Annotated in this window: 21 protein-coding genes; 10 read left to right on the top strand and 11 right to left on the bottom strand. The window is 59.6% G+C overall.

Features of this window, described 5'->3' with window-relative positions; translation table 11 throughout:
* Positions 1 to 19 precede the first annotated feature (19 nt).
* The 5 genes from pcaF to pcaR form a co-directional block, all read right to left on the bottom strand.
* Positions 20 to 1,225, bottom strand: a complete 1,206-nt coding sequence (gene pcaF / locus PMI01S_RS19640) for a 3-oxoadipyl-CoA thiolase (protein ID WP_174602678.1) — start codon at positions 1,223 to 1,225, stop codon at positions 20 to 22.
* Positions 1,222 to 2,001: a CoA-transferase subunit beta gene (locus PMI01S_RS19645; RefSeq protein WP_084321748.1), complete on the bottom strand. Its 780-nt coding sequence runs from the start codon at positions 1,999 to 2,001 to the stop codon at positions 1,222 to 1,224. The genes pcaF and PMI01S_RS19645 overlap by 4 nt, the downstream gene beginning before the upstream one ends.
* The gene (locus tag PMI01S_RS19650) at positions 2,001 to 2,858 is read right to left on the bottom strand and encodes a CoA transferase subunit A (protein ID WP_084321749.1); all 858 of its coding nucleotides are present in this window, start codon (positions 2,856 to 2,858) and stop codon (positions 2,001 to 2,003) included. Before PMI01S_RS19650 ends, PMI01S_RS19645 begins: the two co-directional genes overlap by 1 nt.
* 263 nt (positions 2,859 to 3,121) lie before the next feature.
* The gene (pcaK, locus tag PMI01S_RS19655) at positions 3,122 to 4,468 is read right to left on the bottom strand and encodes a 4-hydroxybenzoate transporter PcaK (protein ID WP_084321750.1); all 1,347 of its coding nucleotides are present in this window, start codon (positions 4,466 to 4,468) and stop codon (positions 3,122 to 3,124) included.
* A gap of 127 nt (positions 4,469 to 4,595) precedes the next feature.
* Positions 4,596 to 5,438 carry a pca regulon transcriptional regulator PcaR gene (pcaR, locus tag PMI01S_RS19660; protein ID WP_084321751.1) on the bottom strand — a complete coding sequence of 281 codons (843 nt, stop codon included), beginning with the start codon at positions 5,436 to 5,438 and terminating at the stop codon, positions 4,596 to 4,598.
* A gap of 673 nt (positions 5,439 to 6,111) precedes the next feature.
* Here pcaR and PMI01S_RS19665 point away from each other — a divergent pair.
* Positions 6,112 to 6,312 (top strand): hypothetical protein, encoded by a 201-nt coding sequence (locus tag PMI01S_RS19665; protein WP_084321752.1) that lies wholly within the window; start codon positions 6,112 to 6,114, stop codon positions 6,310 to 6,312.
* 377 nt (positions 6,313 to 6,689) lie between these two features.
* Entirely contained in the window at positions 6,690 to 8,165 is a 1,476-nt protein-coding gene (locus tag PMI01S_RS19670; RefSeq protein WP_084321753.1) for an inorganic phosphate transporter, read from the top strand.
* Positions 8,166 to 8,658: 493 nt separating this feature from the next.
* Here PMI01S_RS19670 and ccoM read toward each other — a convergent pair whose 3' ends face one another.
* Positions 8,659 to 8,775 carry a cytochrome c oxidase subunit CcoM gene (ccoM, locus tag PMI01S_RS32230; protein WP_007906619.1) on the bottom strand — a complete coding sequence of 39 codons (117 nt, stop codon included), beginning with the start codon at positions 8,773 to 8,775 and terminating at the stop codon, positions 8,659 to 8,661.
* Between the two features lie 142 nt (positions 8,776 to 8,917).
* On the bottom strand, positions 8,918 to 9,079 hold the full coding sequence (locus tag PMI01S_RS31730) for a hypothetical protein (protein WP_090473885.1): 162 nt from the start codon (positions 9,077 to 9,079) through the stop codon (positions 8,918 to 8,920).
* Between the two features lie 184 nt (positions 9,080 to 9,263).
* Here PMI01S_RS31730 and PMI01S_RS19675 point away from each other — a divergent pair, with 184 nt between their 5' ends.
* The 3 genes from PMI01S_RS19675 to PMI01S_RS19685 all read left to right on the top strand — a co-directional run bounded on the left by PMI01S_RS19675 (position 9,264) and on the right by PMI01S_RS19685 (position 11,879).
* Positions 9,264 to 10,136 (top strand): LysR substrate-binding domain-containing protein, encoded by an 873-nt coding sequence (locus PMI01S_RS19675; RefSeq protein ID WP_084321754.1) that lies wholly within the window; start codon positions 9,264 to 9,266, stop codon positions 10,134 to 10,136.
* Positions 10,137 to 10,224: 88 nt separating this feature from the next.
* Positions 10,225 to 10,695: a RidA family protein gene (locus PMI01S_RS19680; protein ID WP_084321755.1), complete on the top strand. Its 471-nt coding sequence runs from the start codon at positions 10,225 to 10,227 to the stop codon at positions 10,693 to 10,695.
* The gene (locus tag PMI01S_RS19685) at positions 10,692 to 11,879 is read left to right on the top strand and encodes an aminotransferase class V-fold PLP-dependent enzyme (RefSeq protein ID WP_084321756.1); all 1,188 of its coding nucleotides are present in this window, start codon (positions 10,692 to 10,694) and stop codon (positions 11,877 to 11,879) included. The genes PMI01S_RS19680 and PMI01S_RS19685 overlap by 4 nt, the downstream gene beginning before the upstream one ends.
* A 41-nt stretch (positions 11,880 to 11,920) precedes the next feature.
* On the opposite strand, the gene PMI01S_RS19690 is transcribed toward PMI01S_RS19685, so the two are convergent.
* Entirely contained in the window at positions 11,921 to 12,262 is a 342-nt protein-coding gene (locus tag PMI01S_RS19690; protein ID WP_084321757.1) for an aspartate-semialdehyde dehydrogenase, read from the bottom strand.
* Positions 12,263 to 12,514: 252 nt separating this feature from the next.
* Here PMI01S_RS19690 and rapA point away from each other — a divergent pair, with 252 nt between their 5' ends.
* Positions 12,515 to 15,361 (top strand): RNA polymerase-associated protein RapA, encoded by a 2,847-nt coding sequence (rapA, locus tag PMI01S_RS19695; protein ID WP_084321758.1) that lies wholly within the window; start codon positions 12,515 to 12,517, stop codon positions 15,359 to 15,361.
* A gap of 195 nt (positions 15,362 to 15,556) precedes the next feature.
* Here the strand turns inward: rapA and PMI01S_RS19700 are convergent, their stop codons facing one another.
* Positions 15,557 to 16,906 (bottom strand): spinster family MFS transporter, encoded by a 1,350-nt coding sequence (locus PMI01S_RS19700; RefSeq protein WP_084321759.1) that lies wholly within the window; start codon positions 16,904 to 16,906, stop codon positions 15,557 to 15,559.
* A 299-nt stretch (positions 16,907 to 17,205) separates the two neighbouring features.
* Between PMI01S_RS19700 and PMI01S_RS19705 the strand changes: the two genes are divergently transcribed.
* Both PMI01S_RS19705 and PMI01S_RS19710 read left to right on the top strand, forming a co-directional pair.
* Complete coding sequence (locus tag PMI01S_RS19705; RefSeq protein WP_084321760.1) at positions 17,206 to 17,571, top strand: YkgJ family cysteine cluster protein; 366 nt, start codon at positions 17,206 to 17,208, stop codon at positions 17,569 to 17,571.
* 150 nt (positions 17,572 to 17,721) lie between these two features.
* Positions 17,722 to 20,004 carry a putative bifunctional diguanylate cyclase/phosphodiesterase gene (locus PMI01S_RS19710; RefSeq protein WP_084321802.1) on the top strand — a complete coding sequence of 761 codons (2,283 nt, stop codon included), beginning with the start codon at positions 17,722 to 17,724 and terminating at the stop codon, positions 20,002 to 20,004.
* Here PMI01S_RS19710 and PMI01S_RS19715 read toward each other — a convergent pair.
* Positions 19,895 to 20,791 (bottom strand): NAD(P)-dependent oxidoreductase, encoded by an 897-nt coding sequence (locus PMI01S_RS19715; protein ID WP_084321761.1) that lies wholly within the window; start codon positions 20,789 to 20,791, stop codon positions 19,895 to 19,897. The two genes, PMI01S_RS19710 and PMI01S_RS19715, sit on opposite strands and share 110 nt — an antisense overlap.
* A 196-nt stretch (positions 20,792 to 20,987) precedes the next feature.
* Here PMI01S_RS19715 and PMI01S_RS19720 point away from each other — a divergent pair, with 196 nt between their 5' ends.
* Entirely contained in the window at positions 20,988 to 23,189 is a 2,202-nt protein-coding gene (locus tag PMI01S_RS19720) for a hypothetical protein (protein ID WP_084321762.1), read from the top strand.
* Positions 23,190 to 23,491: 302 nt separating this feature from the next.
* Here PMI01S_RS19720 and PMI01S_RS19725 read toward each other — a convergent pair whose 3' ends face one another.
* A complete protein-coding gene (locus PMI01S_RS19725) occupies positions 23,492 to 23,797 on the bottom strand; it encodes a DUF2288 domain-containing protein (RefSeq protein WP_084321763.1) in 306 nt (101 codons plus the stop codon).
* A 339-nt stretch (positions 23,798 to 24,136) separates the two neighbouring features.
* Between PMI01S_RS19725 and PMI01S_RS19730 the strand changes: the two genes are divergently transcribed.
* Positions 24,137 to 25,264, top strand: a complete 1,128-nt coding sequence (locus tag PMI01S_RS19730; RefSeq protein WP_084321764.1) for a branched-chain amino acid ABC transporter substrate-binding protein — start codon at positions 24,137 to 24,139, stop codon at positions 25,262 to 25,264.
* Positions 25,265 to 25,278: the final 14 nt, after the last annotated feature.

The following is a 25,278-nucleotide window of genomic DNA, read 5'->3' on the forward strand; positions in this document are numbered from 1 at the left end:
TTATTGTCACTGCTGTGCGTCAGACGCGTTCGATCGCCAAGGCCAACCCCTGACCGACGCCGACACACATGGTCGCCAGACCTTTCTTGCCACCGTTTTTTTCCAGTTGATGCAACGCTGTCAACACCAGACGCGCACCGCTCATGCCCAACGGATGACCCAAGGCAATGGCGCCACCGTTCGGGTTGACCTGAGCTGCGTCGTCCGCCAGCCCCAGTTCGCGCAGTACGGCCAAGCCCTGGCTGGCGAAGGCTTCGTTAAGTTCGATCACGTCGAAATCATTGACGGCAAGGCCCAGGCGTTCAGTCAGTTTGCGCACCGCCGGGACCGGGCCGATGCCCATTACCCGCGGTGCAACACCAGCGCTCGCCATGCCCAGCACTTTGGCGCGAGCGGTCAGACCGTGTTTTTTGACCGCTTCGGCCGAGGCCAGAATCAACGCTGCGGCACCGTCGTTCACACCCGACGCATTGCCGGCAGTCACGGTTTTGTCGGGACCATTGACCGGTTTCAGTTTGGCCAGGGTTTCCAGCGTTGTGTCGGCGCGAGGATGTTCGTCCTGGCTTACGACGGTTTCACCCTTCTTGTGGGCAATGCGCACTTCGACGATTTCTTCAGCGAAAAATCCTGCCGCTTGCGCGGCGGCTGCCCGCTGCTGACTGCGCAGTGCAAAAGCGTCCTGATCTTCGCGGGACACTTCGTAATCATCCGCGACGTTATCGGCGGTCTGCGGCATGGCATCGACACCGTATTGGGCTTTCATCAACGGGTTGATGAAACGCCAGCCAATGGTGGTGTCTTCCAGCTTCATGTTGCGCGAGAACGCCGCATCCGCCTTGCCCATCACGAACGGCGCGCGGGACATCGACTCGACGCCACCGGCAATCGCCAGCTCCATTTCGCCACTGGCGATGGCGCGGAACGCGGTGCCGATCGCGTCCATGCCCGAAGCGCAAAGGCGATTGAGGGTCACGCCCGGAATGGTTTCCGGCAGGCCCGCCAGCAGCAGCGCCATGCGCGCTACGTTACGGTTGTCTTCACCGGCCTGGTTGGCGCAGCCGAGGAACACCTCGTCCACCGCGTTCCAGTCCACCGACGGGTTGCGTTCCATCAACGCCTTGATCGGCACGGCGGCCAGGTCGTCGGCGCGAACGGCTGACAGGCCACCGCCGAAACGGCCGATGGGGGTGCGAATCGCGTCGCAGATATAAACGTCACGCATCACGCTTCTCCGGGTGCTTGGCCATGGGCGGCGGCGGTGCGGGCTTCCAGATCCCTGAGCGCTTTCAGTTCGACCTCGGTCGGCTCGGCCGTGTTTTCAACCGTCTCGGCGAAACGAATCGCCCAACCTGTCGCGGCGGTCACTTGCTCGCGGGTCACGCCAGGGTGCAGCGCAGTGACCACGAATTCATGGGTGCCCGCTTCCGGTTCCATGATGCACAGGTCGGTGATGATGCCCACCGGACCGGCGCCCGGCAGCCCCAGACGCTTGCGCGAATCACCGCCCTCGCCGTGGCCGACCGAAGTGATGAAGTCGAGTTTGTCGACGAAGGAACGCGCCGACTGTTTAAGAATGATCAAAACGCTTTTGGCCGAACCGGCAATCTCCGGCGCACCGCCGGCACCCGGCAGACGGACTTTAGGCTGGTGATAATCGCCGACCACCGTGGTGTTGATGTTGCCGAAGCGGTCGACCTGCGCGGCGCCGAGGAAACCGACGTCGATGCGCCCGCCCTGCAGCCAGTAGCGAAAAATCTCACCGGTCGGAACGACGGTGTCAGCGGTTTCCGCCAGTTCACCGTCACCGATCGACAGTGGCAGTACGCTCGGCTTGGCACCGATCGGACCCGATTCGTAGATAAGGACTACATCCGGCGAAGAAGTCAGACGCGCCAGGTTGGCGGCTTTCGACGGCAGGCCGATGCCGACGAAGCACACGGAACCGTTCTTCAGACGGCGGGCAGCGGCGACGGTCATCATTTCATTGGTGGTGTAAGTCATTACTTCGCCTCCGATGCAGCGGCCAGCTTGGCCTGGAACTCGCTGAAGTCAGCGCTGCCATGGATGTATTCGTTGATCCACGCGGTGAAGGTGTCACGGTCGCGGGCAATCGGGTCCCATGCCTGGTAGAAACGGTTATCGCGCTCGTTGTAGCCGTGAGCGTAGGACGGATGCGCACCGCCAGGGACGTGGCAGACCGCGCTCAAGGCCCAGGTCGGCAGGACACAGGAGTTCATCGGTGCATTGAGGTCGTCGACGATTTCTTCGACGGTGACGATGCAACGCTTGGCGGCCAGTGCGGCTTCTTTCTGCACGCCGAGAATGCCCCACAGCAGCACGTTGCCTTTGCGGTCGGCTTTCTGCGCGTGAATCACGGTGATGTCCGGACGCACCGAAGGCACCGCCGCCAATACTTCACCGGTAAACGGGCAAGTGACGCTCTTGATCAGCGGGTTGACCTTCGGCAGGTCGGAGCCGGCGTAGGCACGCAGCACCGCGAAGGGTAGGCCAGAGGCGCCAGCGACGTAGGCGTTGGCCAGGTCGGCGTGGCTGTGCTCTTCGATTTCCAGCGCGTGTGGCCACTGCTTCTCGACCGCGTCACGCAGACGGTGCAGCGAACCGACGCCCGGGTTGCCGCCCCAGGAGAAAATCAGCTTGCGAGCACAACCGGCACCAATCAACTGGTCGTAGATCAAGTCGGGCGTCATCCGTACCAGCGTCAGATCTTTCTTGCCCTGACGAATGATTTCGTGACCCGCTGCCGTAGGGATCAGGTGAGTGAAGCCTTCGAGCGCGACGGTATCGCCGTCGTTGACGAATTGCTTCACCGCGTCGTGCAGCGAAAGGATTTCAGCCATGGGGCAGGCTCCCGTTTTGTTATGAACCGACAGTGGTAGAAAAAGGCGCGATGCGCGCGCCGGAATGACTGAAGGTTAAGCCTGTGCAAAACACCAAACAATCCGATAATCGACTAAGTGTTCGTTTATCGAACAGATTGTTGTCTCGCTACCGATCGTCGTCGCCTGCACAAAAGATGCAGCCTTCGGCAGCTCCTACGCCAGAACGCGTACGCCTGCCGAAGGCTGCGATCTTTTGTGCTACGCCGTCATTTCAAGCCGGATCAGGTCGCATCCGCATGACTGACCATGCCCTTGATCACCACCGCCGTCGTCGCCAACGCCGCCGGTATCACCAGCGCCGTCAACACTTGTTCAAAATTCCAGCCCAACCCCAGCAACGTCGCCCCCATCCACGCACCGAGAATCGCGCCGAACCGACCAATGCCAAGCATCCACGACACCCCGGTCGCCCGCCCCTGGGTCGGATAAAACCGCGCCGCCAGCGAAGGCATCGCCGATTGCGCACCGTTGACACACATCCCGGCCACCAGCACCAGCGTCGCCAACAGCGTGATGTTGCCCAGGCTCTGCCCTACCGCGTAGGCAAACACCCCGGCCAGCAAGTAGAAAGTGCCGATGACCTTGTGCGGATTGAACCGGTCCATCGCCCAGCCCACGCCCACTGCGCTCAATACGCCGCCGAACTGGAACAGCGCGCCGATGAATGCTGCCTGCTCCATGCTCGCGCCACTGTCACGCATCAGCGTCGGCAGCCAACTGGTCAGCAGGTAAACGATCACCAGGCCCATGAAGTAGGTCAGCCATAACAACAAGGTGCCGGTGCTGTAGGTGCCGGAGAAGATCACCGCAAACACGTTACGGGCCTTCACGGTTTTCTGTTCCGGCACGCTGAAGCTGGATGCTTGAGCGACGACAGTGGGATCGATTGGCGCCAGCGCCTTGCGCACTTTGTCGGTGCCGCGATTGCGCACGACCAGGTAACGCGCCGACTCCGGCAGCCAGAACAGCAAGACGACGGCAAGGATCAGCGGCAGAATTCCGCCGATCAACAGCAGGCTGTGCCAGCCGAACGCCGGAATCAGCTTGGCCGAAATGAATCCGCCACCGGCCATGCCGAGGTTGAAGCCGCAGAACATGCTGGTCACCAGCAGGGATTTCTTGCGCTCCGGGGTGTATTCCGACAGCAATGTCGTGGCGTTCGGCATCCCGGCGCCAAGACCCAGGCCGGTCAGAAAGCGCAGCACCAGCAGTTGATCGACATTGGAGCTGTAAGCGGACGCCAGGCTGAAAGCGCCGAACAGCAGCACCGCGCCGACCAGTACGACTTTTCGCCCGAAGCGGTCAGCCAACGGGCCGGAGCCCAGTGCGCCGAAGACCATGCCGATCAGCGCCGCACTCATCACCGGGCCTAGGCTGGCGCGATCGATGCCCCAGTCCTGGGACAGCGCCGGCGCAATGAAGCCCATGGCCGCGGTGTCGAGGCCATCAAGGAAAACAATCAGGAAACACAGGATCACCACTCGCCACTGGTAGCGCGAGATGGGTTGAGCATTGATGAAGGACTGCACATCGAGGCAGTTACCTACAGCAGACTGAGGCTGGTTCATTATTTTTATTCCACGCAAGAACGCAGTCGGACAGGTGCCAGCCTGAGCTGGCGCTGCCGCGACATTAGTGATCCTGGGGAAAGTGCGTCAATTCGTTAAGCGCGAGTCTGGGCGATTATCGAACAGCTTAGGCAAACAGCTGCGCGCTGAGGTTACGGCTGGCCGCCAGCAGACCCGGCAGAAACCGTTGCTCCAGCTCGTTGCGGCTGACCCGGGCGGCGTGCGTGCTGACGTTGAGTGCCGCCACTACCTGCCCAGAAGCGTCGTACACAGGAACGGCAATCGACCGCAGGCCTTGTTCCAGTTCCTGATCGACGATGCACCAGCCTTGTTGCCGCACTTCCTGCAGGCATTCGAGCAGCGCTTGGGGAGTGTGCAAGGTGCGGCTGGTCTTGGCTTGCAGGTCTGCGTGGTCGAGGTATTCGCGCAGCGATGTGTCATCCAGTGCCGCGAGAAGAATCCTGCCCATGGAGGTGCAATAGGCCGGCAGGCGTCCGCCTACCGACAGGTCGACGGAAATCAGCCGCTGAGTCGTCGCCGAACGAGCGATGTACAAAATGTCATCGCCTTCCAGCGTGGCCATGTTGCAGGCCTCGTGGAGTTGTTCGCTCATGCGGTCGAGATAAGGTTGGGCAGACACCGCCAGCGGGGTCGAGGACAGGTAGGCATGACCGAGGGTCAGCACTTTGGGCAGCAGCGAATAGGTGCGACCGTCGGTGGTGGCGTAGCCGAGTTTGATCAGGGTATGCAGGCAACGTCGCACGGCGGCGCGGGGAATTTCCGTGCGGTGACTGATCTGCGCGATGGTCAGGTGCCGTTTGCGCTCCTGGAACGCTTGCACCACGGCCAGGCCTCGGGCCAGTGAGGTCATGAAGTCCGGATCGCCGGTCAGGGCCTGGATTCGCTTGGCGGGCGACGCGACGATCGGCGGCGCTACTGAAGCGAAGGAATTGCGCATTTGCTCGTTCATATCAGGTCCTTTTCCCACACGGATCGGCGACGGCTATTACAGGCGGCTCCAATTCGGCACACAAGCCACAGGCAGCCGAGACTGGGCGATTATCGAACTCTCGACCGATAATCGCAATCGGTTGCCGTTATAGAGTCTTGGCCGGACACGTGTGCGCCCTTTCTCCATTACATGGTTTTACCCCTGTGCTTGAACCCTGAGTTAAAGGCCCCCAAGTAATGTCCTAACTTGTTCGACTTAATGACGCCAGAAAGACAGCGCGGCCAAGTGAAGGTAAAAACTTGCAAGTAATAAAACGATCACACATGAAGATCCATTTTTAACTCTTTGGCGATAGTGTTCTTCAAATCGACCGCTATAATGCAATACAGTGACGACCCGGTTTTTCTATTCGCCGGATCCGTCACCCGGTAGCGCGATGTTCCATCGCTGTTGCCCGCAGCAAGCGCCTGACACTCATTTCAAATGCTCTGACAGCGCGCTCGCTGAAACAGGAAACTGATGCTACGTCAGCTGTTTTGCTCTGGTGCCGTGGCCGCCTGCAACATGGAAGTATTGATCGCCGTGCCGTAAAACGATGCCCTTCCGGGCGTTGTCCTTTCGACGAGCGTGATCAATGCATTTGATGCAGCGCGATTTACCAGAATTAATCTCAACCCATACAGGTAGCACTGTGACGAAAGAAGAACTGCGCGCGGAACTTGAGCGCCAGGAACAACGTTACAAGGAAGTTTACGGCGGGGAAGTCACCACCTACGCCGCTCAGCCCGAACCGGAACGCAAACCCTGGCGTAAACGCGCCACCGTTCAGGACCAGGCTTTTACCCAGGAACTGCAAAAGATGGAAAAGGAACTCAAAGCCGAAGAGCCATGATCGCCTCGGCTTGACTCCTTTCAAGGGCCTGCGTCTGCCCCCGTTAAAAGCGGGATGCATTGATGTTGCCATTCGCGCCCGCTACGAGCGGGCAGCGGCCACCTCATCTATCTGATGAGGTAATTGGCTCATGCCCTGCCCTCTTTTCAGATATTTCATACAAGCCTTTGCGCCTCTCGCTGTTTCGAGAGAAACCCTTGTGCCTGCGGGCTTTTCAAGGCAATTCAACAACTTGCAAACCCCGGAAAACACCCGGAGTTCGAGGTGTGCCCACCCACTAATTCGTTGAAGAATGTTACCGATGAGCAGCTAGTGCATCGATTTACAGTCTTTTCTGGCATAATCGCGCCCCCTTACGACCGGGTCAGAAAACCTTCATGATCGATTTATTCAGCGGACTGGATGCTTGGGTGCTTGTGAGCCTCTTGCTCGCCCTCGCCTTTGTCCTCGCCTTCGAGTTCATCAACGGCTTTCATGACACTGCAAACGCGGTGGCCACTGTTATCTACACCAAAGCCATGCCGCCGCATCTGGCCGTGTTCTTTTCCGGTGTGTTCAACTTCCTCGGCGTGCTGCTGGGCGGTGTTGGCGTGGCGTATGCCATCGTCCACCTGCTGCCGGTAGAACTGCTGATCAATGTGAACACCGGTCACGGACTGGCCATGGTGTTCTCGTTGCTTGCCGCCGCCATCACCTGGAACCTGGGCACCTGGTACTTCGGTATCCCGGCCTCCAGCTCCCACACGCTGATCGGTTCGATCCTCGGGGTTGGCCTGGCCAACGCCCTGATCAACGACATTCCATTGGCCGATGGCGTCAACTGGCAGAAGGCGATCGATATCGCGGCTTCGCTGGTGTTTTCGCCGATGGCCGGGTTCCTGATCGCCGCGTTGATCCTGATCGGCCTTAAATGGTGGCGTCCACTGTCGAAGATGCACAAGACGCCGGAACAGCGCCGCAAGATCGACGACAAGAAGCATCCGCCGTTCTGGAACCGCCTGGTATTGGTGATTTCGGCCATGGCCGTGAGCTTCGTGCACGGTTCCAACGATGGCCAGAAAGGTATCGGCCTGATCATGCTGGTGCTGATCGGTATCGTTCCGGCGCAGTTCGTACTCGACCTGGGCAGCACCACCTACCAGATCGAACGCACTCGCGATGCGACCCTGCACCTGAACCAGTTCTACAAGCGCAATGCCGATACGCTGGGCGAATACCTGGCCTTGGGCAAAAGCGTGGAAGGTGATCTGCCGGAGAAATTCCGTTGCAACCCGCAACAGACCGAACCGACCATCGCCGCCCTGCTCGACACCCTTAAAGGTGTCGCCGACTACCATTCGCTGTCGGCGGAAAGCCGTATCGAAGTCCGTCGCTACCTGCTCTGCCTGGATGACACGGCAAAGAAAGTCGGCAAGCTGCCCGGCCTCGCTGCCCGTGAAAAGGCTGACCTGGACAAGCTGCGCAAAGACCTGACCACCACCACCGAATACGCCCCGTTCTGGGTGATTCTGGCGGTAGCACTGGCCCTGGGCCTGGGCACCATGGTGGGCTGGAAGCGCGTGGTACTGACCATCGGCGAGAAGATCGGCAAGCAAGGCATGACTTACTCCCAAGGCATGTCGGCGCAGATCACGACCGCGAGCCTGATCGGCATGGCGAACATCTTCAGCCTGCCGGTTTCCACCACCCACGTCCTGTCTTCGGGTGTGGCCGGTACCATGGTCGCCAACAAAAGCGGCCTGCAGGGCGGTACCGTCAGAACCATCCTGCTGGCCTGGGTCCTGACCCTGCCAGCGACCGTGGCCCTGTCGGCCGGCCTGTTCTGGCTGGCGTCGAAGGCACTGGGCAGCTGATACATCGCTGCAACGAAAAAGGCGCGTTCCGTGAGGTTCGCGCCTTTTTCATGCCTCACACAAAACCCCGTAGGAGCCGGCTTGCTGGCGAGGGTGTGTCAGCAACGCGGGTGTCGGCTGATGCACCATCGCCAGCAAGCCGGCTCCTACAGATGGGCACCGCCCTATAAATCGCGGGCAACCGAAGTTGCCCAAAATGCCTTGCGTGCTCATTGCATCAAGAAAGACCTACGGTTTTTTCCGCTTGTGCGAATCCTTCCAGATAAAAAATCCAAACCCCGTGAGGTTCGCGCCTTTTTCATGCCTCACACAAAACCCTGTAGGAGCCGGCTTGCTGGCGATGGCGGGTCAGCAACGCGGGTGTCGGCTGATACACCATCGCCAGATCAAGCCGGCTCCTACAGATGGGCACTTCCCTCTAAATCGCGGGCAAAAAAAAAGGGCAACCGAAGTTGCCCAAAATGCCTTGCGTGCTCATTGCATCAAGAAAGACCTACGGTTTTTTCCGCTTGTGCGAATCCTTCCAGATAAAAAATCCAAACCCTGCAAAAAACAGAACCATGAGGCCGACTGTCAGCACTCCGGCGATCACCACGTTGTCGAAAAACATGACTGGCCTCCTGGACTTGCCCTGTTGCGATGGGGCTAAGTTAACCAATCAGGCAGGAGAGAAAATTGACCGGGGTCAATATCGCCCGAGACAGGGCGCAAAGGAGGGGGAAAACTGATCTGCATCAACGGATGCGCGGGGTTTAACGCTTTTTCGGTTTGTTCTTCGGCTTCTTCTTCGCTTTACCCAAAGGCATCGCATGTTCGAATGCCTGGCGCACTTCATTCAGGCGTTTGTCGTTGAGGTCGTGAACGCGCTTGGCGCGTTCTGCGTTAAGGTCGATCAGCTTGTCGTCTTGGCTCATGGCGCTCAGTGCATCGCGTGAAGGAATTCCGCTGCCGCATCGCTCGGCAGGATTGCTCCAATAATGCGGTCTGGCGCCGGCGCTGACCAGTCACCCGCGTGACAGCGGCTTAACAAAATATGTACTGACGCGGTTTTTTCGCCGCACAATCGCTTTTTTGCGATGGACCCAAAGGACCCGCGCCGTGGAATTGCACCAGGATCTGCCACCCTTGATGTCCCTGCGCGCCTTCGAGGCCGTGGCTCGCCATTTGAGCTTCATCAAGGCCGCCGATGAATTGTCGGTGACCCAAAGCGCAATCAGCCACCAAGTGCAGAAACTGGAGCAGTTCCTGAACCAGCGGCTGTTTATCCGCCGCACCCGGGCCATTGATCTGACGCCAGTCGGCGAAGCGTACTACCGGCAGATTCAACCGGCCCTGGAATCCATAGCGCTGGCAACGCGCGAACTGCGCGGCAACGATCATCATGAAACCACCCTGCGCATCGGCCTCCTCGCCTCTTTCGCCACGCTGTGGCTGGTGCCGCGTCTGGCTGACTTTAACGCGCGCCATCCACACATCCATGTCGAGCTGCTGCCTTCGGTAGAACTGTCCGATGTTGGCGGTGGCGAAGTCGACCTGGCGATTCGTTATGGCAAGGGCGGCTGGCCGAAAGTCCGGGCTCAGCGCTTCATGTCAGAAACACTGACACCGGTTTGTAGCCCGACATTCAAAACCCAGGGCAGCGGCATCGGCCCGTTGCTCATGGCCAAATCCCATCAACCGTTCGAATGGCTCGACTGGAGCGCGCGCAACGGCATCGACCTCAGCCACTACCCCAGCGTAATGCTCCACGACTACAACATAGTCGTCGAAGCCGCCGTGGCCGGCCAGGGCATTGCCATGGGTCGAGGTCATTTGATCGAACGCCGACTGAAGGAAGGTGCGCTGGTAGAAGCCTTCGACACCCCGCCGTTCATTAGCGAAATCGGTTATTGGCTGGTCACTCCCGAGCGGCCTTCAAGCGACGCAGCGGAATGTTTCGGTGAATGGCTGAATGAAATGGCTCATGCATGAGTTATTTGGATACGTCGAATTAAATCTATCCGTTTGTCGCACACCTCACGCGCCAACATGCTGAAGCCTTCATTCAGGAGGATTCACCATGACCGATTCACTCGCCCACCGAGTCCAGCAACTGGGCCTGAGCCTGCCGACGCCGAGCCAGCCCATCGCCAACTACGTTAATCATGTGGTCAGCCAGAACCAGCTGTTCATTTCCGGCCAGATCCCGTTGCAGGACGGCCAACCGGCGTTCATCGGTCGACTTGGCGAATCGATCTCCGACGAAGAAGGTGCCAACGCCGCCGAACTCGCAGCCCTGGGCCTGCTGGCTCAACTCAGCAATGCGCTGAACGATGACCTGTCGAAACTGGTGCGCATCATCCGCCTGGGTGTGTTTATCGCCAGTGCTCCTGACTTCCAGCGGCAAGGCGTGGTTGCCAATGGCGCATCCAACCTGTTGGTCAACGCCCTTGGCGAAAAAGGCCGGCACGTACGCACGGCCGTGGGTGTTTCGAGCTTGCCCGGCGGCGTGGCGGTGGAAATCGACGCAATATTCGAGTTGCGGCCGTGAATCTCGCGGAGGTGGAGCGTTTGCGCGCGGCCACACCGGGTTGCACCAGCGTGATTCACTTCAACCATGCCGGCGCTTCGTTGCCCAGCCAAGCCACCCTCGACGCGATGATCGAGCAGTTGCAGCGCGAAGCCACCGGCGGCCCGATGGAGGCCGCCGACCAGAGCATCCAGGCCCGCGCCCGCCACGCGGCCGCGACATTGCTCAACGCCAGCACTGAAAGCATCGCGTTCGCCAGCAGCGGCTCGGCGGCCTGGGGCATGGCGTTCAACGCGTTGGGCCCGTGGCGGGCCGGCGAGCGGATTCTGGTCGGTCGCCATGAATGGGGCGGCAATCTGGCCTGCCTGTACCGGGCCGTCAGCGCGGGCGCGCGGCTTGAGGTGATTCCCTGCGACGAGACAGGCGCGGTATCCGTCCCTGCCCTCAAGCAGATGATCGACTCGAAGGTGAAGCTGATCGCGCTGACCTGGCTCCCGGCCAACGGCGGCTTGATCAACCCGGCGGAAGCCATTGGCGCCGTGGCGAGACAGCACGGGATTCCTTATTTCATCGACGCCGGCCAGGCACTCGGGCAATTGCCCTGCGACGTGCGGGCGCTGAACTGCGATGTGCTTAAGGGCGCCGGGCGCAAGTTCCTTCGAGGCCCGCGAGGTACGGCGCTGATGTATGTCAAACCGGAGTTCCTCGAACGACTCCTACCCGGCCATCTGGACGTGCTGTCCGCCCCTTGGGACGGCGAAGGCTTTGCCGTGCGCGAGGATGCGCGGCGTTTTGAAACCAGCGAAGTCTCGGTGGCCTTGTTGGCGGGATTGGCCAATGCGCTGGAGGAATTCAACCGGTTGGGCGCGACCCGCATTCGTCAGCGAATCGACGGGTTGTGTCGACACCTGCGCGAACGCCTCGGCACCATCAGCGGGCTGACGCTGCACAACCTGGGGCCCTCCGATCAGCAATCAGGCCTGATCGCCTTCACGCTCAAGGGTTGGGACAGTCTCGATTTGAAGCAGCATCTGGCACAGCGAGGGATCAACATCGGCGCCAATGGCGTGGCCTATACGCCGCTGGACATGCAGGCAAGAGGGCTGGAAAGCATCGCGCGGATTGCGGTGAGTTATCTCAATACCGAGAGGGAGGTTGAGGTGCTGTTAAGGAGTTTGAGGGCGTTGGCGGCGGACGGTCAGTGAGTATGGGTGACGACTGAAAAGATCGCAGCCTTCGGCAGCGCCTACACCTGAATGTCGACCCACAAGCCCTGACGCGGCTCGTCTTCAATCAGCGGCGCGACCGGCACGGTGTTGTCGGCATTGAGCTCGGTACCGGGAATCGCCAGGTGCTCGTCAGGATCCTCATCGGCTTCACGACGACGCCTTTGCTGCTCCTGCTTGCGGCGCTGCTCCTCGCGCAGCTGAAATGCAGCCTCTTCCGGGTCGCGCTGTTGCAGGTCGATCGTGGTTTCGTTGGAGCTTTCCTGCACCGGCACGACAGGTGGAATGTCCGGGCGCTGCCGGATCGGGTCGTGCTGGGAAGTGATCGGTACGGCGCTCAAGGGGAGCATCGGTGGCAGCATAATGAGTTGTCTCCTGTCAGCAGGCTGTCGGCTGCGGGGATGGCGACTTGAGCCATCGGTCGCAAACTGTGACCCGCTTGGCACTTGTAGGAGCTGCCGCAGGCTGCGATCTTTATCGGACAACGTAGAACTCAAGTGTTCCCCAAGATCAAAAGATCGCAGCCTTCGGCAGCTCCTACGCCGTAAACCTTTTGGTCTGAAGGGCCGATTCCGTTAAGATAGCCCGCTTTTTCAAGGTGGGAGTCAGGCAGCATGGCGCAGCAGTATCAACCGGGGCAACGCTGGATCAGTGACAGCGAAGCCGAGCTGGGTTTAGGCACCGTTCTGGCACAGGACGGCCGCTTGTTGACCGTGCTCTATCCGGCCACTGGCGACACTCGCCAGTACGCGCTACGGAATGCGCCCCTCACCCGCGTGCGGTTTTCGCCGGGCGACTCGATCACTCACTTCGAAGGCTGGAAACTGACCGTCCAGGAAGTCGACGACGTCGACGGCCTGCTGGTCTACCACGGCCTCAACGCGCAGAACGAAGTGGTCACCCTGCCGGAAACCCAACTGTCGAACTTCATTCAGTTCCGTCTGGCCAGCGACCGTCTGTTCGCCGGGCAGATCGACCCGCTGGCCTGGTTCTCCCTGCGCTACCACACGCTTGAACACACCAGCCGTCAGTTGCAATCCTCCCTCTGGGGCCTGGGTGGCGTGCGTGCGCAACCGATCGCGCACCAGTTGCACATCGCCCGTGAAGTGGCCGACCGGATTGCGCCGCGGGTTCTGCTGGCGGACGAAGTGGGTCTGGGCAAGACCATCGAAGCCGGTCTGGTGATCCATCGCCAACTGCTGTCGGGCCGCGCCAACCGCGTGCTGATCCTGGTGCCGGAAAACCTGCAGCACCAGTGGCTGGTGGAGATGCGCCGTCGCTTCAATCTGCAAGTCGCGCTGTTCGACGAAGAACGCTTCATCGAAAGCGATGCCGCCAACCCGTTCGAAGACACCCAGCTCGCGCTGGTTGCGCTGGAATGGCTGGTGGAAGACGAGAAGGCTCAGGATGCGCTGTTCGCCGCCGGTTGGGACCTGATGGTCGTCGACGAAGCCCACCACCTGGTATGGCACGAAGACAAGGCCAGCCCGGAATACTCGCTGGTCGAACAACTCGCCGAAGTCATTCCCGGCGTATTGCTGCTGACCGCGACCCCGGAACAACTGGGCCAGGACAGCCACTTCGCACGTCTGCGCCTGCTCGACCCGAACCGTTTCCATGACCTGAACGCCTTCCGCGCCGAGAGTGAAAACTATCGCCCGGTGGCTGAAGCCGTTCAGGAGTTGCTGGACAAGGGGCGCCTGTCGCCTGAAGCGCACAAGACCATCCACGGTTTCCTCGGCAACGAAGGCGAAGCCCTGCTGACCGCCGTCAACGATGGCGACGTCGAAGCCAGCGCCCGTCTGGTCCGCGAACTGCTCGACCGCCACGGCACCGGCCGCGTGCTGTTCCGTAATACCCGCGCCGCGGTGCAGGGTTTCCCGGAACGCAAACTGCACCCGTATCCGCTGCCGTGCCCCGACGAATACCTCGAACTGCCGCTGGGCGATCACGCCGAGTTGTACCCGGAAGTCAGCTTCCAGGCCCAGCCGGACGCCAACGAAGAAGAGCGCTGGTGGAAATTCGACCCGCGCGTCGAATGGCTGATCGATACGCTGAAGATGCTCAAACGCACCAAAGTGCTGGTGATCTGCGCCCACGCCGAAACCGCCATGGACCTGGAAGACGCCCTGCGCGTGCGTTCCGGCATCCCGGCCACGGTGTTCCATGAGGGCATGAACATCCTCGAGCGTGACCGCGCCGCCGCGTACTTCGCCGACGAAGAGTTCGGCGCACAAGTGCTGATCTGCTCGGAAATCGGCAGTGAAGGTCGCAACTTCCAGTTCTCGCACCACCTGGTGCTGTTCGATCTGCCGTCGCACCCGGACCTGCTGGAGCAGCGGATCGGTCGTCTGGACCGGATCGGCCAGAAACACATCATCGAACTGCACGTACCGTACCTGGAAACCAGCCCGCAAGAGCGGTTGTTCCAGTGGTATCACGAAGCGCTTAACGCGTTCCTCAACACCTGCCCGACCGGCAACGCCTTGCAGCATCAGTTCGGCCCGCGCCTGCTGCCGCTGCTGGAAAATGCCGATGACAGCGAGTGGCAAGCGCTGATCGACGAAGCCCGCTCCGAGCGCGAGCGCCTGGAAGCCGAGCTGCACACCGGCCGTGACCGCTTGCTGGAGCTCAATTCCGGCGGTGCCGGCGAAGGTGATGCGCTGGTCGAGGCCATCCTCGAACAAGACGATCAATTCGCCCTGCCGATCTATATGGAAACCCTGTTCGACGCCTTCGGTATCGACAGCGAAGACCATTCGGAAAACGCGCTGATCCTCAAGCCGAGTGAAAAAATGCTCGACGCCAGCTTCCCGCTGGGCGACGACGAAGGCGTGACTATCACCTACGACCGCAACCAGGCGCTGTCTCGCGAAGACATGCAGTTCATCACCTGGGAACACCCGATGGTGCAGGGCGGCATGGACCTGGTCTTGTCCGGTTCGATGGGCAACACCGCCGTGGCGCTGATCAAGAACAAGGCGCTGAAACCTGGCACCGTGTTGCTGGAACTGCTCTATGTCAGCGAAGTGGTTGCGCCGCGCTCGCTGCAACTGGGCCGTTACCTGCCGCCGGCCGCGCTACGCTGCCTGCTCGATGCCAATGGCAACGACCTGTCGGCCCGGGTGTCGTTCGAAACCCTGAACGATCAGCTGGAAAGCGTGCCACGTGCCAGCGCCAACAAGTTCATCCAGGCCCAGCGCGATCAGCTGACGCCACGGATCAACGCCGGTGAAGAGAAGATCTTCCCGCGCCACGCCGAGCGTGTGGCGGAGGCACAGCGTCGCCTGGCGGCCGACACCGACGAAGAACTGGCACGCCTGACTGCGTTGCAAGCGGTCAACCCGACCGTACGCGACAGCGAACTGATTGCCTTGCGTAAACAGCGTGAGCAAGGCTTGGCCATGCTCGACAAGGCTGCGTTGCGACTGGAAGCGATTCGGGTGTTGGTGGCGGGTTAATCCCCACTTCCCCCGGAAAAACAAAAAGGCCCGCTGCGATGCGGGCCTTTTTTTTGCCTCGAAAAACCACATCCGCCACAACAACAATCCCAGTAGGAGCCGGCTTGCTGGCGATGAGGCCCTTGAATTTGACGGTGATTAACCGGACCTCATCGCCAGCAAGCCGGCTCCTACAGGTTCTCTATTCCAATTTTTCTACGCGGTGACCGCCGGTATCTGCGGTTCAACCACCGCCACCAAACCATCCTTCATCCGCTTCGCATCCCGCACAAAACACCGCGATGCCAGAAACAGAAACACCATCGTAAAGAACAGCGCCACCGGGATCAGGTACATCGCGTCATGCAGGCCGACGGCCTTGAACGCTTCGGTCATCTGCTCGGCACCGGCCGCCAGCATGGCCGTGTGCGCAAAGTGATCGGACAGACCGCCCACCACCACCGGCCCCAATCCACCGCCGAGCAAATACAACCCGGCAAAGAACAACGCCATGGCCGTGGCCCGCAGGCGCGGTTCAACCACGTCCTGAATTGCCGTGTAGACGCAGGTGTAGAAGTTGTAGGCAAACAACCAGCCGACGCTGAACATTGCCACGAACACTCCGATTTCGATCCGTCCCGCATGCAACGCCCAAGCGGTGCACACCGTCGAGATGATCAGGCTGAATGCGGCAAACAGCAGTCGTCCATTGGCCACGCGCTGGTGAATCTTGTCCGCGACCCAACCACCCAGGGTCAGGCCGAACAGCCCTGTCACGCCGACGATGACACCGGTGGCCACGGCAGCCTCATGCAAGGGCATCAGGAAATAACGCTGCAACATCGGCACCAGAAAAGAGTTGCAGGCATAAGTGGCGAAGTTGAAACACAGCCCCGCCATGACCAGCCACAGAAACGTCGGCACCGCCAACACCCGATGGATCGGCCGGTCCACACGTTCCTGCGAGACCTGCACACTTTCGGCCGCGCCGCGTTTCGGCTCCTTGATGAAGAACATGAAGATCGCCAGGACCAGCCCCGGCACTGCCGCGATGAAAAACGGTGCACGCCAGCTGTCGAAGGCCTTGACCATCCAGCCGATGGTGAAGAACGCCAGCAACAGACCCAATGGCAGGCCCAGCATGAAAATACCCATCGCCCGCGCGCGACGGTGGGCCGGGAACAGGTCGCCGATCAGCGAGTTGGCGGCCGGTGCATAACTGGCCTCACCAATACCGATGCCCATGCGCACGATCAGGAAACTCCAGAAACTGCCCACCAGCCCGTTAACGGCGGTCAGCGCGCTCCACGCCGCCAGGCCACAGCCCATCAGTTTGGCGCGTGAGCCCGTATCGGCCATCCGCCCCAAAGGCAGGCCGGCAATCGCGTAGACGATGGTGAATGCGGTCCCGATGATCCCCAGTTGAAAATCGCTGAGGTGCCATTCCATGCGGATCGGCTCGATGATGATGGCCGGAATGGTGCGGTCGAAGAAATTGAACAGGTTGGCCAGGAACAGCAGGAACAGAATGCGCCAGGCATTCGCCGCTTGGGTCGAGTTCTGCATGAGTCCGTCTCTTTTATTGTTATTGGGGCCTCACCGTCCCCGGAACCTGCAATCTAGTCAGGCTCGCCGTAGCTGTCTGTAATTATTCGTAAGGCTGATATCAGCCCATGGCGAGCCTGCGCACAATGCCCGGCCCTGCAGACCGCGAAAGCCCAGTGTTTACAGGGTAAAAGCGTTGTTCAATAGCCGTGAGACACGTAGAAAAATACCTTTCGCACCCCCTTCCAAAGCCCGTTGCGAAGCCTAGAATAGCGGCCTTGTCCGCCCCATCGTCCCCCACCCTCCTTTGATTATCGCCCATGTCCGAAGCCAGTCCGTGTCTGAATTGCGGTGCCTGCTGTTCCCATTTTCGCGTGTCTTTTTTCTGGGGTGAATGCACCTCGGCCGGGGGCACGGTGCCCGATGAGCTTGTCGCGCCCATCAGCCCCAATCGCGTGGCCATGCTCGGCACAGACTGCAAACCCACCCGCTGCATCGGGCTGGTCGGTGAAGTGGGCAGCACCGTGCAATGCTCAATCTACGACCAGCGCTCCAGTACCTGCCGGGAGTTCGACGCCTCCTGGGCCAATGGCGAGGCGAACGTGGATTGCGATGCGGCACGGGCAGCGTTCGGGTTGCCTGCCCTATTACCCGCGTACGAAATGCCCTATGAGCAGATTGCATAAGGCTTTAGTGCCAAACGCTATAGGACTAATGCCAAAAACTTAAGTATCAATGTGCCAGCACCCCTTGCACTCTGTACATGGCCTCTATACTCCAGAGCATTCGCCAGCGTTCATGACGCCAGCAAGAATGACTCAGAGATGGGGCAAGCGATGGAGTTGCTTGGTTTGCATTTCACGACTCAACTGCCAGAGAGCGGTCAGGTCGTACTCAACTGTGCGCATAACCCTTTTTTGGTGTTGCTGGCCTATGTGGTGGCCTGTGCGGCCGGCTTTGCCACGTTGGACATGACCGAACGGGTCCGCCATGCAGAAAAATCCGCGAACCAACGACTCTGGCGCTGGGTCGGTGCCGCGTGTCTGGCGGGTGGTATCTGGGCCATGCACTTCATCAGCATGCTGGCGTTCCAGGTTCCGATCGAAATTCATTACCAAATGCCTGTCACCCTGACCTCGCTGTTGTTCGCGTTGACGGCCTCATGGCTGGCGATGCACACCCTCAGCCATCCACATGTAAGTTTCCGGCGATACCTGCGGGCCGCGGTGTGGATCGGCCTGGGCATCGCGACCATGCACTACGTGGGCATGGCCGCCATGCGTTCGAATGCGACGGCCTATTACCATCCCGTTCTGTTTACCCTCTCGATCGTGATCGCCATTGGCGCCAGCCTCGCCGCATTGTTGATTTCCAGCCATCTGCGCGATGGCAGTGGTGCGTTTCATCAACACCTCAAATACACCGCCAGCCTGGTGCTCGGAGCCGGCATCGTCAGCATGCACTTCACCGGTATGGCAGCACTCGACCTGGTGCTGCCCGACAACAGCCTCCAGCCGCTGCCCGGTGACAACAATCATGTGCAACTGGGACTGACGGTGGCGGTGATGACGCTGCTGATCATCGGCAGCAGCATCAGCGCGGCATTGGCGGACAAGAAACTGCAACACAAGGAACACGACCTGCAACGGGTCAATACACTGCTCGGTCAATTGGACCAGGCGCGCATGTCACTGCAGCACATGGCGAACAATGATGCCCTGACCAACCTGATCAACCGGCGCGGCTTCAACCAGATCTTCGCCGAGAAGCTGCTCCAGAAAACCAGTGAAGGCGGCATGCTGGCGGTGATGTTTCTGGACATCGACCATTTCAAGCGGATCAACGACAGCCTCGGCCATCACGCCGGCGACGAACTGCTCAAGGTCCTGGCCAGCCACATCAAGAGCTCGGTGCGCAGCCACGAAGATGTGGTGGCGCGCTTCGGTGGCGACGAATTCTGCGTCCTCATCAATCTGCGCGATCGCGAAGAAGCACGGCTCATGGCCCAGCGCATCATGCTGAAAATGAAGGAGCCCATCGAGCTGGCCGGGCGCTGCATGGTCATGACCACCAGCATCGGCATCAGTCTGTTTCCGGAAGACGGCAAGACGTGCGAAGAGTTGCTGAAAAACGCCGACCTGGCGCTGTATCAATCCAAGCGCAGTGGCCGCAACGGTCTGCATTTCTTCAATGCCAACCTGAAAACCCATGCCACTCTGGAGCTGCAACTGGAAGAAGAGCTGCGCAACGCCCTTCGCGACGACAGCGGGCTGATGCTCTATTACCAACCGATCTATGACCTGAAGACCGGCCAGGTCAGCAAGCTGGAAGCGCTGATTCGTTGGCAGCATCCGGTCCACGGGTTGCTGGCACCGGATCGGTTCATCGCCATCGCCGAGGCCAACGGCCTGATCGCCGAACTGGACAATTGGGTGCTGCACAAAGCCTGCGAGGACCTGAGCGAGCTGTCGCGCCAAGGCTGCGAAGATCTCCATATCGCGCTGAACTGCTCACCCCTGAATCTTGCACGCGAGGAACTGGTCGACGAAATCGATCACGCATTACGGGGCGCCGGGGTGTCGCCGCAACGGCTGGAACTGGAAATGACCGAGAATGCGTTGATGGGCAATCTCGACAAGACGTTGGGGCTACTGCGCCGGATTCGCGCCCTGGGTGTGTCGCTGTCGATCGACGAGTTTGGCACCGGTTACTCGTCACTGGCCTACCTCAAGCGCCTGCCACTCACTACGCTGAAGCTCGATCGATCGTTCATCCAGGACATCCCCACGGCAACCCAGGACATGGAAATTGTCCAGGCGCTCATCATCATCGCCCACACCCTGCATTTAAAGGTGATCACCGAAGGCGTCGAAACCCCTGAGCAATTCGCGTTTCTCGAGAGTAACGGCTGCGATTTCGTGCAGGGCTACCTGCTCAGTCGTCCAGTGCCATTGGCGGAGTTGCGTCCGGTGCTGAACGAGATCAACCAGCGCAAACACACGCGCGCCTTCAACCCTCTGAGTCTGGCTCGCGGTACAACTGCACTAACGTTGACGGGTCCTTTTGCAAAAAGCCCTGAGCCCCATGCAGGCGCATCAGTTGTGCGGCCAATCCGCTGACGGGTGTGGCCGAACCCTGTTCACGGGAAAATTTCACCGCAGTGTCGAGGTCCTTGAGCAGCGTACGCACGTGCCACTTCACGGGTTCGAAGCGGCTTTCGGCCATTTGCGGGGCGAGGATCTGCAATGGTTTCGAATCGGCAAAACCGCCCGCCAGGGCTTCGGCGATCAGGCTGGCCTGCACACCGGAACGCTCGGCCAGCGCCACCACTTCGGCGATGACCAGGGCATTGCAGGCAACAATCATCTGATTACAGACCTTGGTCACCTGCCCCGCCCCGACCGCGCCCATATGGGTGACGCGCTGGCCGAGGCTGAGCAGAACAGGCCTGACGCGCTCAAGGTCCGCCGCTTCGCCGCCCACCATAATGGCCAGGCTGCCGGCCTCGGCGCCGACAACACCGCCGGACACCGGAGCGTCCAGCCAGCTCATGCCGGCCTGACCGGCCAGCTGCGCGGACATTTCCCGCGTCGCGGTGGGTTCCAGGCTGGAAAAATCCACCAGCAACTGACCGCTTTTCCCACCTTCGGCAATCCCGCCCGGACCAAACACCACTTCGCGCACCACTGCCGTGTCCGCCAGACACACCATCAGCACATCGGCGTGCTGGCACAGCTCGGCAGGCGTGGCGACGTGTCGCGCGCCTGCCTCGACCAGCGGCGCGCATTTGTCCGGATTACGGTTCCACACCGTCAGCGGATAACCCGCCGCCAGCAGGCGCCGGCACATCGGCAAACCCATCAGGCCGATCCCGGCAAAACCCAACGAAGGTAGCGTTGACATCATTTGGCCTTCTTTTCGATTAAAGATCGCCAAATATTGGCCGATTCATCATGACTAAGGAAAGGATTCCCCCGAGTGATGCTCAGGCCAACCCCCTGACGCTTGGGCCAATGACGCGCAAAAAAAGACGCGAGAACCCATCCGTGACGGCTCGACGACAGCAGTCGCCCGACCGACCAGCCCAGGTACATGGCGCACAATGACTTCTAAAAACAATCCCGCCACTGCGATATCCGATCTGACGCTGAGCCCCGCGGCGAACAGCCCCGCAACGTCGAAGCCATTGACGCCGTCGCGCCCGCTGGCGACTCAGCAATACCTGTATTTCACCGAGACCAACACGGACCGCATCCTCGATAACCTCGATGGCCTGCGTGACCTGGTGTTCCCGCGCCCGCCGCACCTGGAAGGCGACAACGAACAGCACAGCGATCAGGAATTCCCGTCGGTGTGCCTGATCGGCCTCGGTCGCTGCGGCTCGAACATTGCGCTGGACGTCGCGGAGCTGGTGTACAACGCCCGCAAGTTCTACCTCAATGAATTCAACAACGAAGACCGCCTGTCGCCGGACAAACGCTATGCCGAAAAGGGCTACAGCCCGGCGCAGTGGATTCGCAATAACCTGCGCCTGGGGACGAACAAGGCCACCAAACCGGTGTTCCTGGTCGAGCCGCTGGTGATGCTCGGCGACCTGGACAAAGACATCGCCGGTCGCATCCGCTTCTCGCGCAAGGGCGAAAAAAGCGGCTTCCTGCGTGACTACAGCAAAATGAAAATCATGGACTTGTCGGAAGTCCACGCCGGTGGTGCCGGTAACGCGCCGATCCTCGGCCAGTACCTGGCCAAGATCATCCTGAACAAGGACACCCAGCGTTTTTCCAGCCCGGACTGGAAGATGATTCACTCGTACCTGATCGACAGCTGCGGCATCAAGGCCAACCAGTCGCGCCTGTATTTCTCGATCTTCAGCGCCGGCGGCGGTACCGGTTCGGGCATGGCCTCGGAATTCGGCCTGGCCCAGCAGCACTCGTACATGAACAAGACGTTCGACACCAAGCCGATGGACGAGCATGACGGCAAGAGCGGTCACTCCTTCGTCTTCGAGCCGATCTTCACCAGCGGCATTTGCGTACTGCCGAACATTTCCGATCACCGCAGTGAAATGTCCGAGGCGCTGCACATCAACGCCGGTCGCCTGCTGTGCAAATACCTGTCGGAAGAGTGGGACTTCTCCTACAACTTCGCCAATGAAGACAGCAGCGAAGCCAGCGTCATGGGCCGTATCCGCCCATGGAACGCCATGATGCTGATCTCCAACGACATCATGCGTTATGCCGAAGAAAGCGATGACGGCAACATCCAGAACATCGACGTCAACGCGATGGAAAAGCACGCCAACCAGTACATCTCGCAGCAGATCTTCAACATTCTGACGGCGCAGGCGGTCACGACCGACTACGACCAGAACTATTTCCGTCGCGCCGGCATCGACATCGGCGAAACCATTCGCCTCGATGCCAACGACCTGTTCATGAGTCTGGCCGGTCCGGTGGCGATTGCCTACGCCGAATCGGTGGTGCCGGAAACGCCGCCGCCGAGCAGCGACAAGTTCAAGGTGTTCGAGAAAGAACCGCAGCGCCTGAACATCGATGACCTGTTCTTCCGCTCCATCGACCTGCCGCACTTCAACAAGGTCACACAGGCCATCGAAGGCATCAGCTTGTTGCCGATCGAATCCAAGCGCTATCGGGCGTCGCTGGAGCAGTACAAGAATTCCGGTTATGACGCGGCCGCGTTGCACGACCTGCACTTCTTCAAGAACTGCTCGTCGGTGGTCTCGATCGTGTCGTTGCCGAAGGACTACAAACTGTCCTACATGGACCTGAACCGGTTGAAGACTCACCTCAACAGCCTGTTCCCGAACACCACGCTCAAGCGTTATGCCTTGGTGATCGGCGCGTCGGCCAACTTGTCGTTGACCACGTTGATCGCCAAGAGCCCGTGCCTGTCGGACGACTTCCTGACGCTGATCGTCGCGTTCATCAAGCGCTGCTTCGCGAAGAACCCGTACCGTTTCGACGACACGCTGGATAACTCGATCCTGGACTTCATCATCAATGAAGAGTTTGACGAAGGCCTGATCGACGACTTGCTCAACGAGTTCGAAAACCCGGCGAAGATTCTCGATACCAACTGGTATGCGATCAAACCGATGTACGAGAAAAAGTACCGTGAGCTGATCAGCGACAAGGACAAGTTCGTCTCGATCAATGACATTCGCCTGTCGCGCGATTGCGTGAAGAAGGCGATCAAGTACCTGCGCGAGATCTACCGTCACCGGATTGGCAAGACCAAGGTTATTTCCCTCAATAACCATACTGGCAAGACGTTTTCGGTCTGATCCGACACCGCAGCGTCGCATTCGCGGGCAAGCCCGCTCCCACATTCGATCGCACTCTTATGAAAGAACTCGATCAACTGTGGGAGCGGGCTTGCCCGCGAATGCGGCCTCACATCCACCGCAAATTCCAACATCCAGAAACAATTAAGCAGCCCGCAGGCTGCTCAATAAACTGTTCCCGTTACGTTTACGTCACCCTCGTCAAGACCCTTCTGTGGCCTTTCTCTACGGCAACATGCCATCACGCTACTCGGCTACACACTTTTATCGATGGAACTCTCGCACTAATTAGGTGCATAGATTCACTTCGTCGCCCTTTCCTGGATCAGAATCCACGGCGAAACCACCACTGCCCACAACTCCGGATCACGTTCGAAAAGATCCAGCGCCCGCGTTTCAGACAGCTTGGCGACCTCGTCGGCGGCCAGCCAGGCAGCCACTTTCTCGCCTTCGTCCGTCGCCACCGCTTCCGCCGCAGCGATCAAATCCAGACCAGGATCGACCCACAATAGGGCACCCTTGGCGAAGAACGGCTCCAGCTCTTTCCAGGTAATAGATGCGGTTTCACCAAGCAGCTTGGCATAGAGGGTGCTAGGTTCTTGAGTCATGGGTCCTGTCCGGAAAAGAAATCGACGTGGATGATAACGTCGGTGGTCTGGCAGAAAAACCCGGATGCAATTGAGTTACCGATTGAAAACTGCAGGAAAGCCAAGGATTGCTGATATTTCAGCTGAAGCCCCCGCCGCAATTCTGTCTTTTTCTTTCAAAAAAGCGACACCTCCTGATTTTGCCCCCTGGCGCCAGCTTCCCAGGCTAACAATCGGCGCTCTACACTGTACCGGTACAGTTGCCGGGGGCATTTTCCGGAGGATATCGAAGATATCTGACCCGGTTCTGCTGCTACGGCGCCAGGACTATAAAAACTACAACAGTAAGAGTGGAGCACTATGACTAAGGCTACTAAGCAGATTTCCAAACTGTTTGCCGCTATGGTTCTGGCCGGGGTTGCCAGCCATTCGTTCGCAGCTGACACCATCAAGATCGGCATCGCCGGCCCTAAGACCGGTCCTGTAGCCCAATACGGCGACATGCAGTTCAGTGGCGCCAAAATGGCCATCGAACAGATCAACGCCAAGGGTGGCGTAGACGGCAAGAAACTCGAAGCCGTTGAATACGATGACGCCTGTGATCCAAAACAAGCGGTGGCTGTCGCGAACAAAGTCGTCAACGACGGCGTGAAGTTCGTGGTCGGTCACCTGTGCTCCAGCTCCACTCAACCGGCTTCGGACATCTACGAAGACGAAGGCGTGATCATGATCACCCCGGCTGCCACCAGCCCGGACATCACCAATCGCGGTTACAAAATGATCTTCCGTACTATCGGTCTGGACAGCGCCCAGGGCCCTGCCGCCGGTAACTACATTGCCGACTTCGTGAAACCGAAAATCGTTGCTGTTCTGCACGACAAACAGCAATACGGTGAAGGCATCGCCAGCGCCGTGAAGAAAACCCTGGAAGGCAAAGGCGTCAAGGTTGCCGTGTTCGAAGGCATCAACGCCGGCGACAAAGACTTCTCTTCGATGGTCTCCAAGCTCAAGCAAGCCAACGTCGACTTCGTCTACTACGGCGGCTACCACCCGGAGCTGGGCCTGATCCTGCGTCAATCCCAGGAAAAAGGCCTGAAAGCCAAGTTCATGGGTCCGGAAGGCGTGGGTAACGACTCCATTTCGCAGATCGCCAAGGAAGCTTCCGAAGGCCTGCTGGTAACCCTGCCGAAATCCTTCGATCAGGATCCTGCCAACATTGCCCTGGCTGATGCGTTCAAAGCGAAGAAAGAAGACCCGAGCGGTCCGTTCGTGTTCCCGGCCTACTCGGCTGTGACCGTGATTGCTGACGGCATCAAGGCTGCCAAGAGCGAAGACTCTGCCAAAGTGGCTGAAGCTATCCACGCCGGCACGTTCAAGACCCCGACTGGCGACCTGAGCTTCGACGCCAAGGGCGACCTGAAAGACTTCAAATTTGTGGTTTACGAGTGGCACTTCGGCAAACCAAAAACTGAAGCCAAGCCTCAGTAAGGCGTTGCCTGACT

The organism is Pseudomonas migulae NBRC 103157 (assembly GCF_002091715.1).
GTDB lineage: Bacteria > Pseudomonadota > Gammaproteobacteria > Pseudomonadales > Pseudomonadaceae > Aquipseudomonas > Aquipseudomonas migulae_A.

What these genes read in the sequence shown, in the direction of transcription:
- PMI01S_RS19700 (WP_084321759.1), bottom strand. Translation starts at nt 16,906, where the DNA reads ATGCAGAACTCGACCCAAGCGGCGAATGCCTGGCGCATTCTGTTCCTG.
- PMI01S_RS19730 (WP_084321764.1), top strand. Translation starts at nt 24,137, where the DNA reads ATGACTAAGGCTACTAAGCAGATTTCCAAACTGTTTGCCGCTATGGTT.
- PMI01S_RS19680 (WP_084321755.1), top strand. Translation starts at nt 10,225, where the DNA reads ATGACCGATTCACTCGCCCACCGAGTCCAGCAACTGGGCCTGAGCCTG.
- pcaK (WP_084321750.1), bottom strand. Translation starts at nt 4,468, where the DNA reads ATGAACCAGCCTCAGTCTGCTGTAGGTAACTGCCTCGATGTGCAGTCC.
- PMI01S_RS19720 (WP_084321762.1), top strand. Translation starts at nt 20,988, where the DNA reads ATGACTTCTAAAAACAATCCCGCCACTGCGATATCCGATCTGACGCTG.
- PMI01S_RS19725 (WP_084321763.1), bottom strand. Translation starts at nt 23,797, where the DNA reads ATGACTCAAGAACCTAGCACCCTCTATGCCAAGCTGCTTGGTGAAACC.
- PMI01S_RS31730 (WP_090473885.1), bottom strand. Translation starts at nt 9,079, where the DNA reads ATGAGCCAAGACGACAAGCTGATCGACCTTAACGCAGAACGCGCCAAG.
- PMI01S_RS19710 (WP_084321802.1), top strand. Translation starts at nt 17,722, where the DNA reads ATGGAGTTGCTTGGTTTGCATTTCACGACTCAACTGCCAGAGAGCGGT.
- PMI01S_RS19650 (WP_084321749.1), bottom strand. Translation starts at nt 2,858, where the DNA reads ATGGCTGAAATCCTTTCGCTGCACGACGCGGTGAAGCAATTCGTCAAC.
- PMI01S_RS19645 (WP_084321748.1), bottom strand. Translation starts at nt 2,001, where the DNA reads ATGACTTACACCACCAATGAAATGATGACCGTCGCCGCTGCCCGCCGT.
- PMI01S_RS19670 (WP_084321753.1), top strand. Translation starts at nt 6,690, where the DNA reads ATGATCGATTTATTCAGCGGACTGGATGCTTGGGTGCTTGTGAGCCTC.
- pcaR (WP_084321751.1), bottom strand. Translation starts at nt 5,438, where the DNA reads ATGAACGAGCAAATGCGCAATTCCTTCGCTTCAGTAGCGCCGCCGATC.
- rapA (WP_084321758.1), top strand. Translation starts at nt 12,515, where the DNA reads ATGGCGCAGCAGTATCAACCGGGGCAACGCTGGATCAGTGACAGCGAA.
- PMI01S_RS19705 (WP_084321760.1), top strand. Translation starts at nt 17,206, where the DNA reads ATGTCCGAAGCCAGTCCGTGTCTGAATTGCGGTGCCTGCTGTTCCCAT.
- ccoM (WP_007906619.1), bottom strand. Translation starts at nt 8,775, where the DNA reads ATGTTTTTCGACAACGTGGTGATCGCCGGAGTGCTGACAGTCGGCCTC.
- PMI01S_RS19715 (WP_084321761.1), bottom strand. Translation starts at nt 20,791, where the DNA reads ATGATGTCAACGCTACCTTCGTTGGGTTTTGCCGGGATCGGCCTGATG.
- PMI01S_RS19690 (WP_084321757.1), bottom strand. Translation starts at nt 12,262, where the DNA reads ATGCTGCCACCGATGCTCCCCTTGAGCGCCGTACCGATCACTTCCCAG.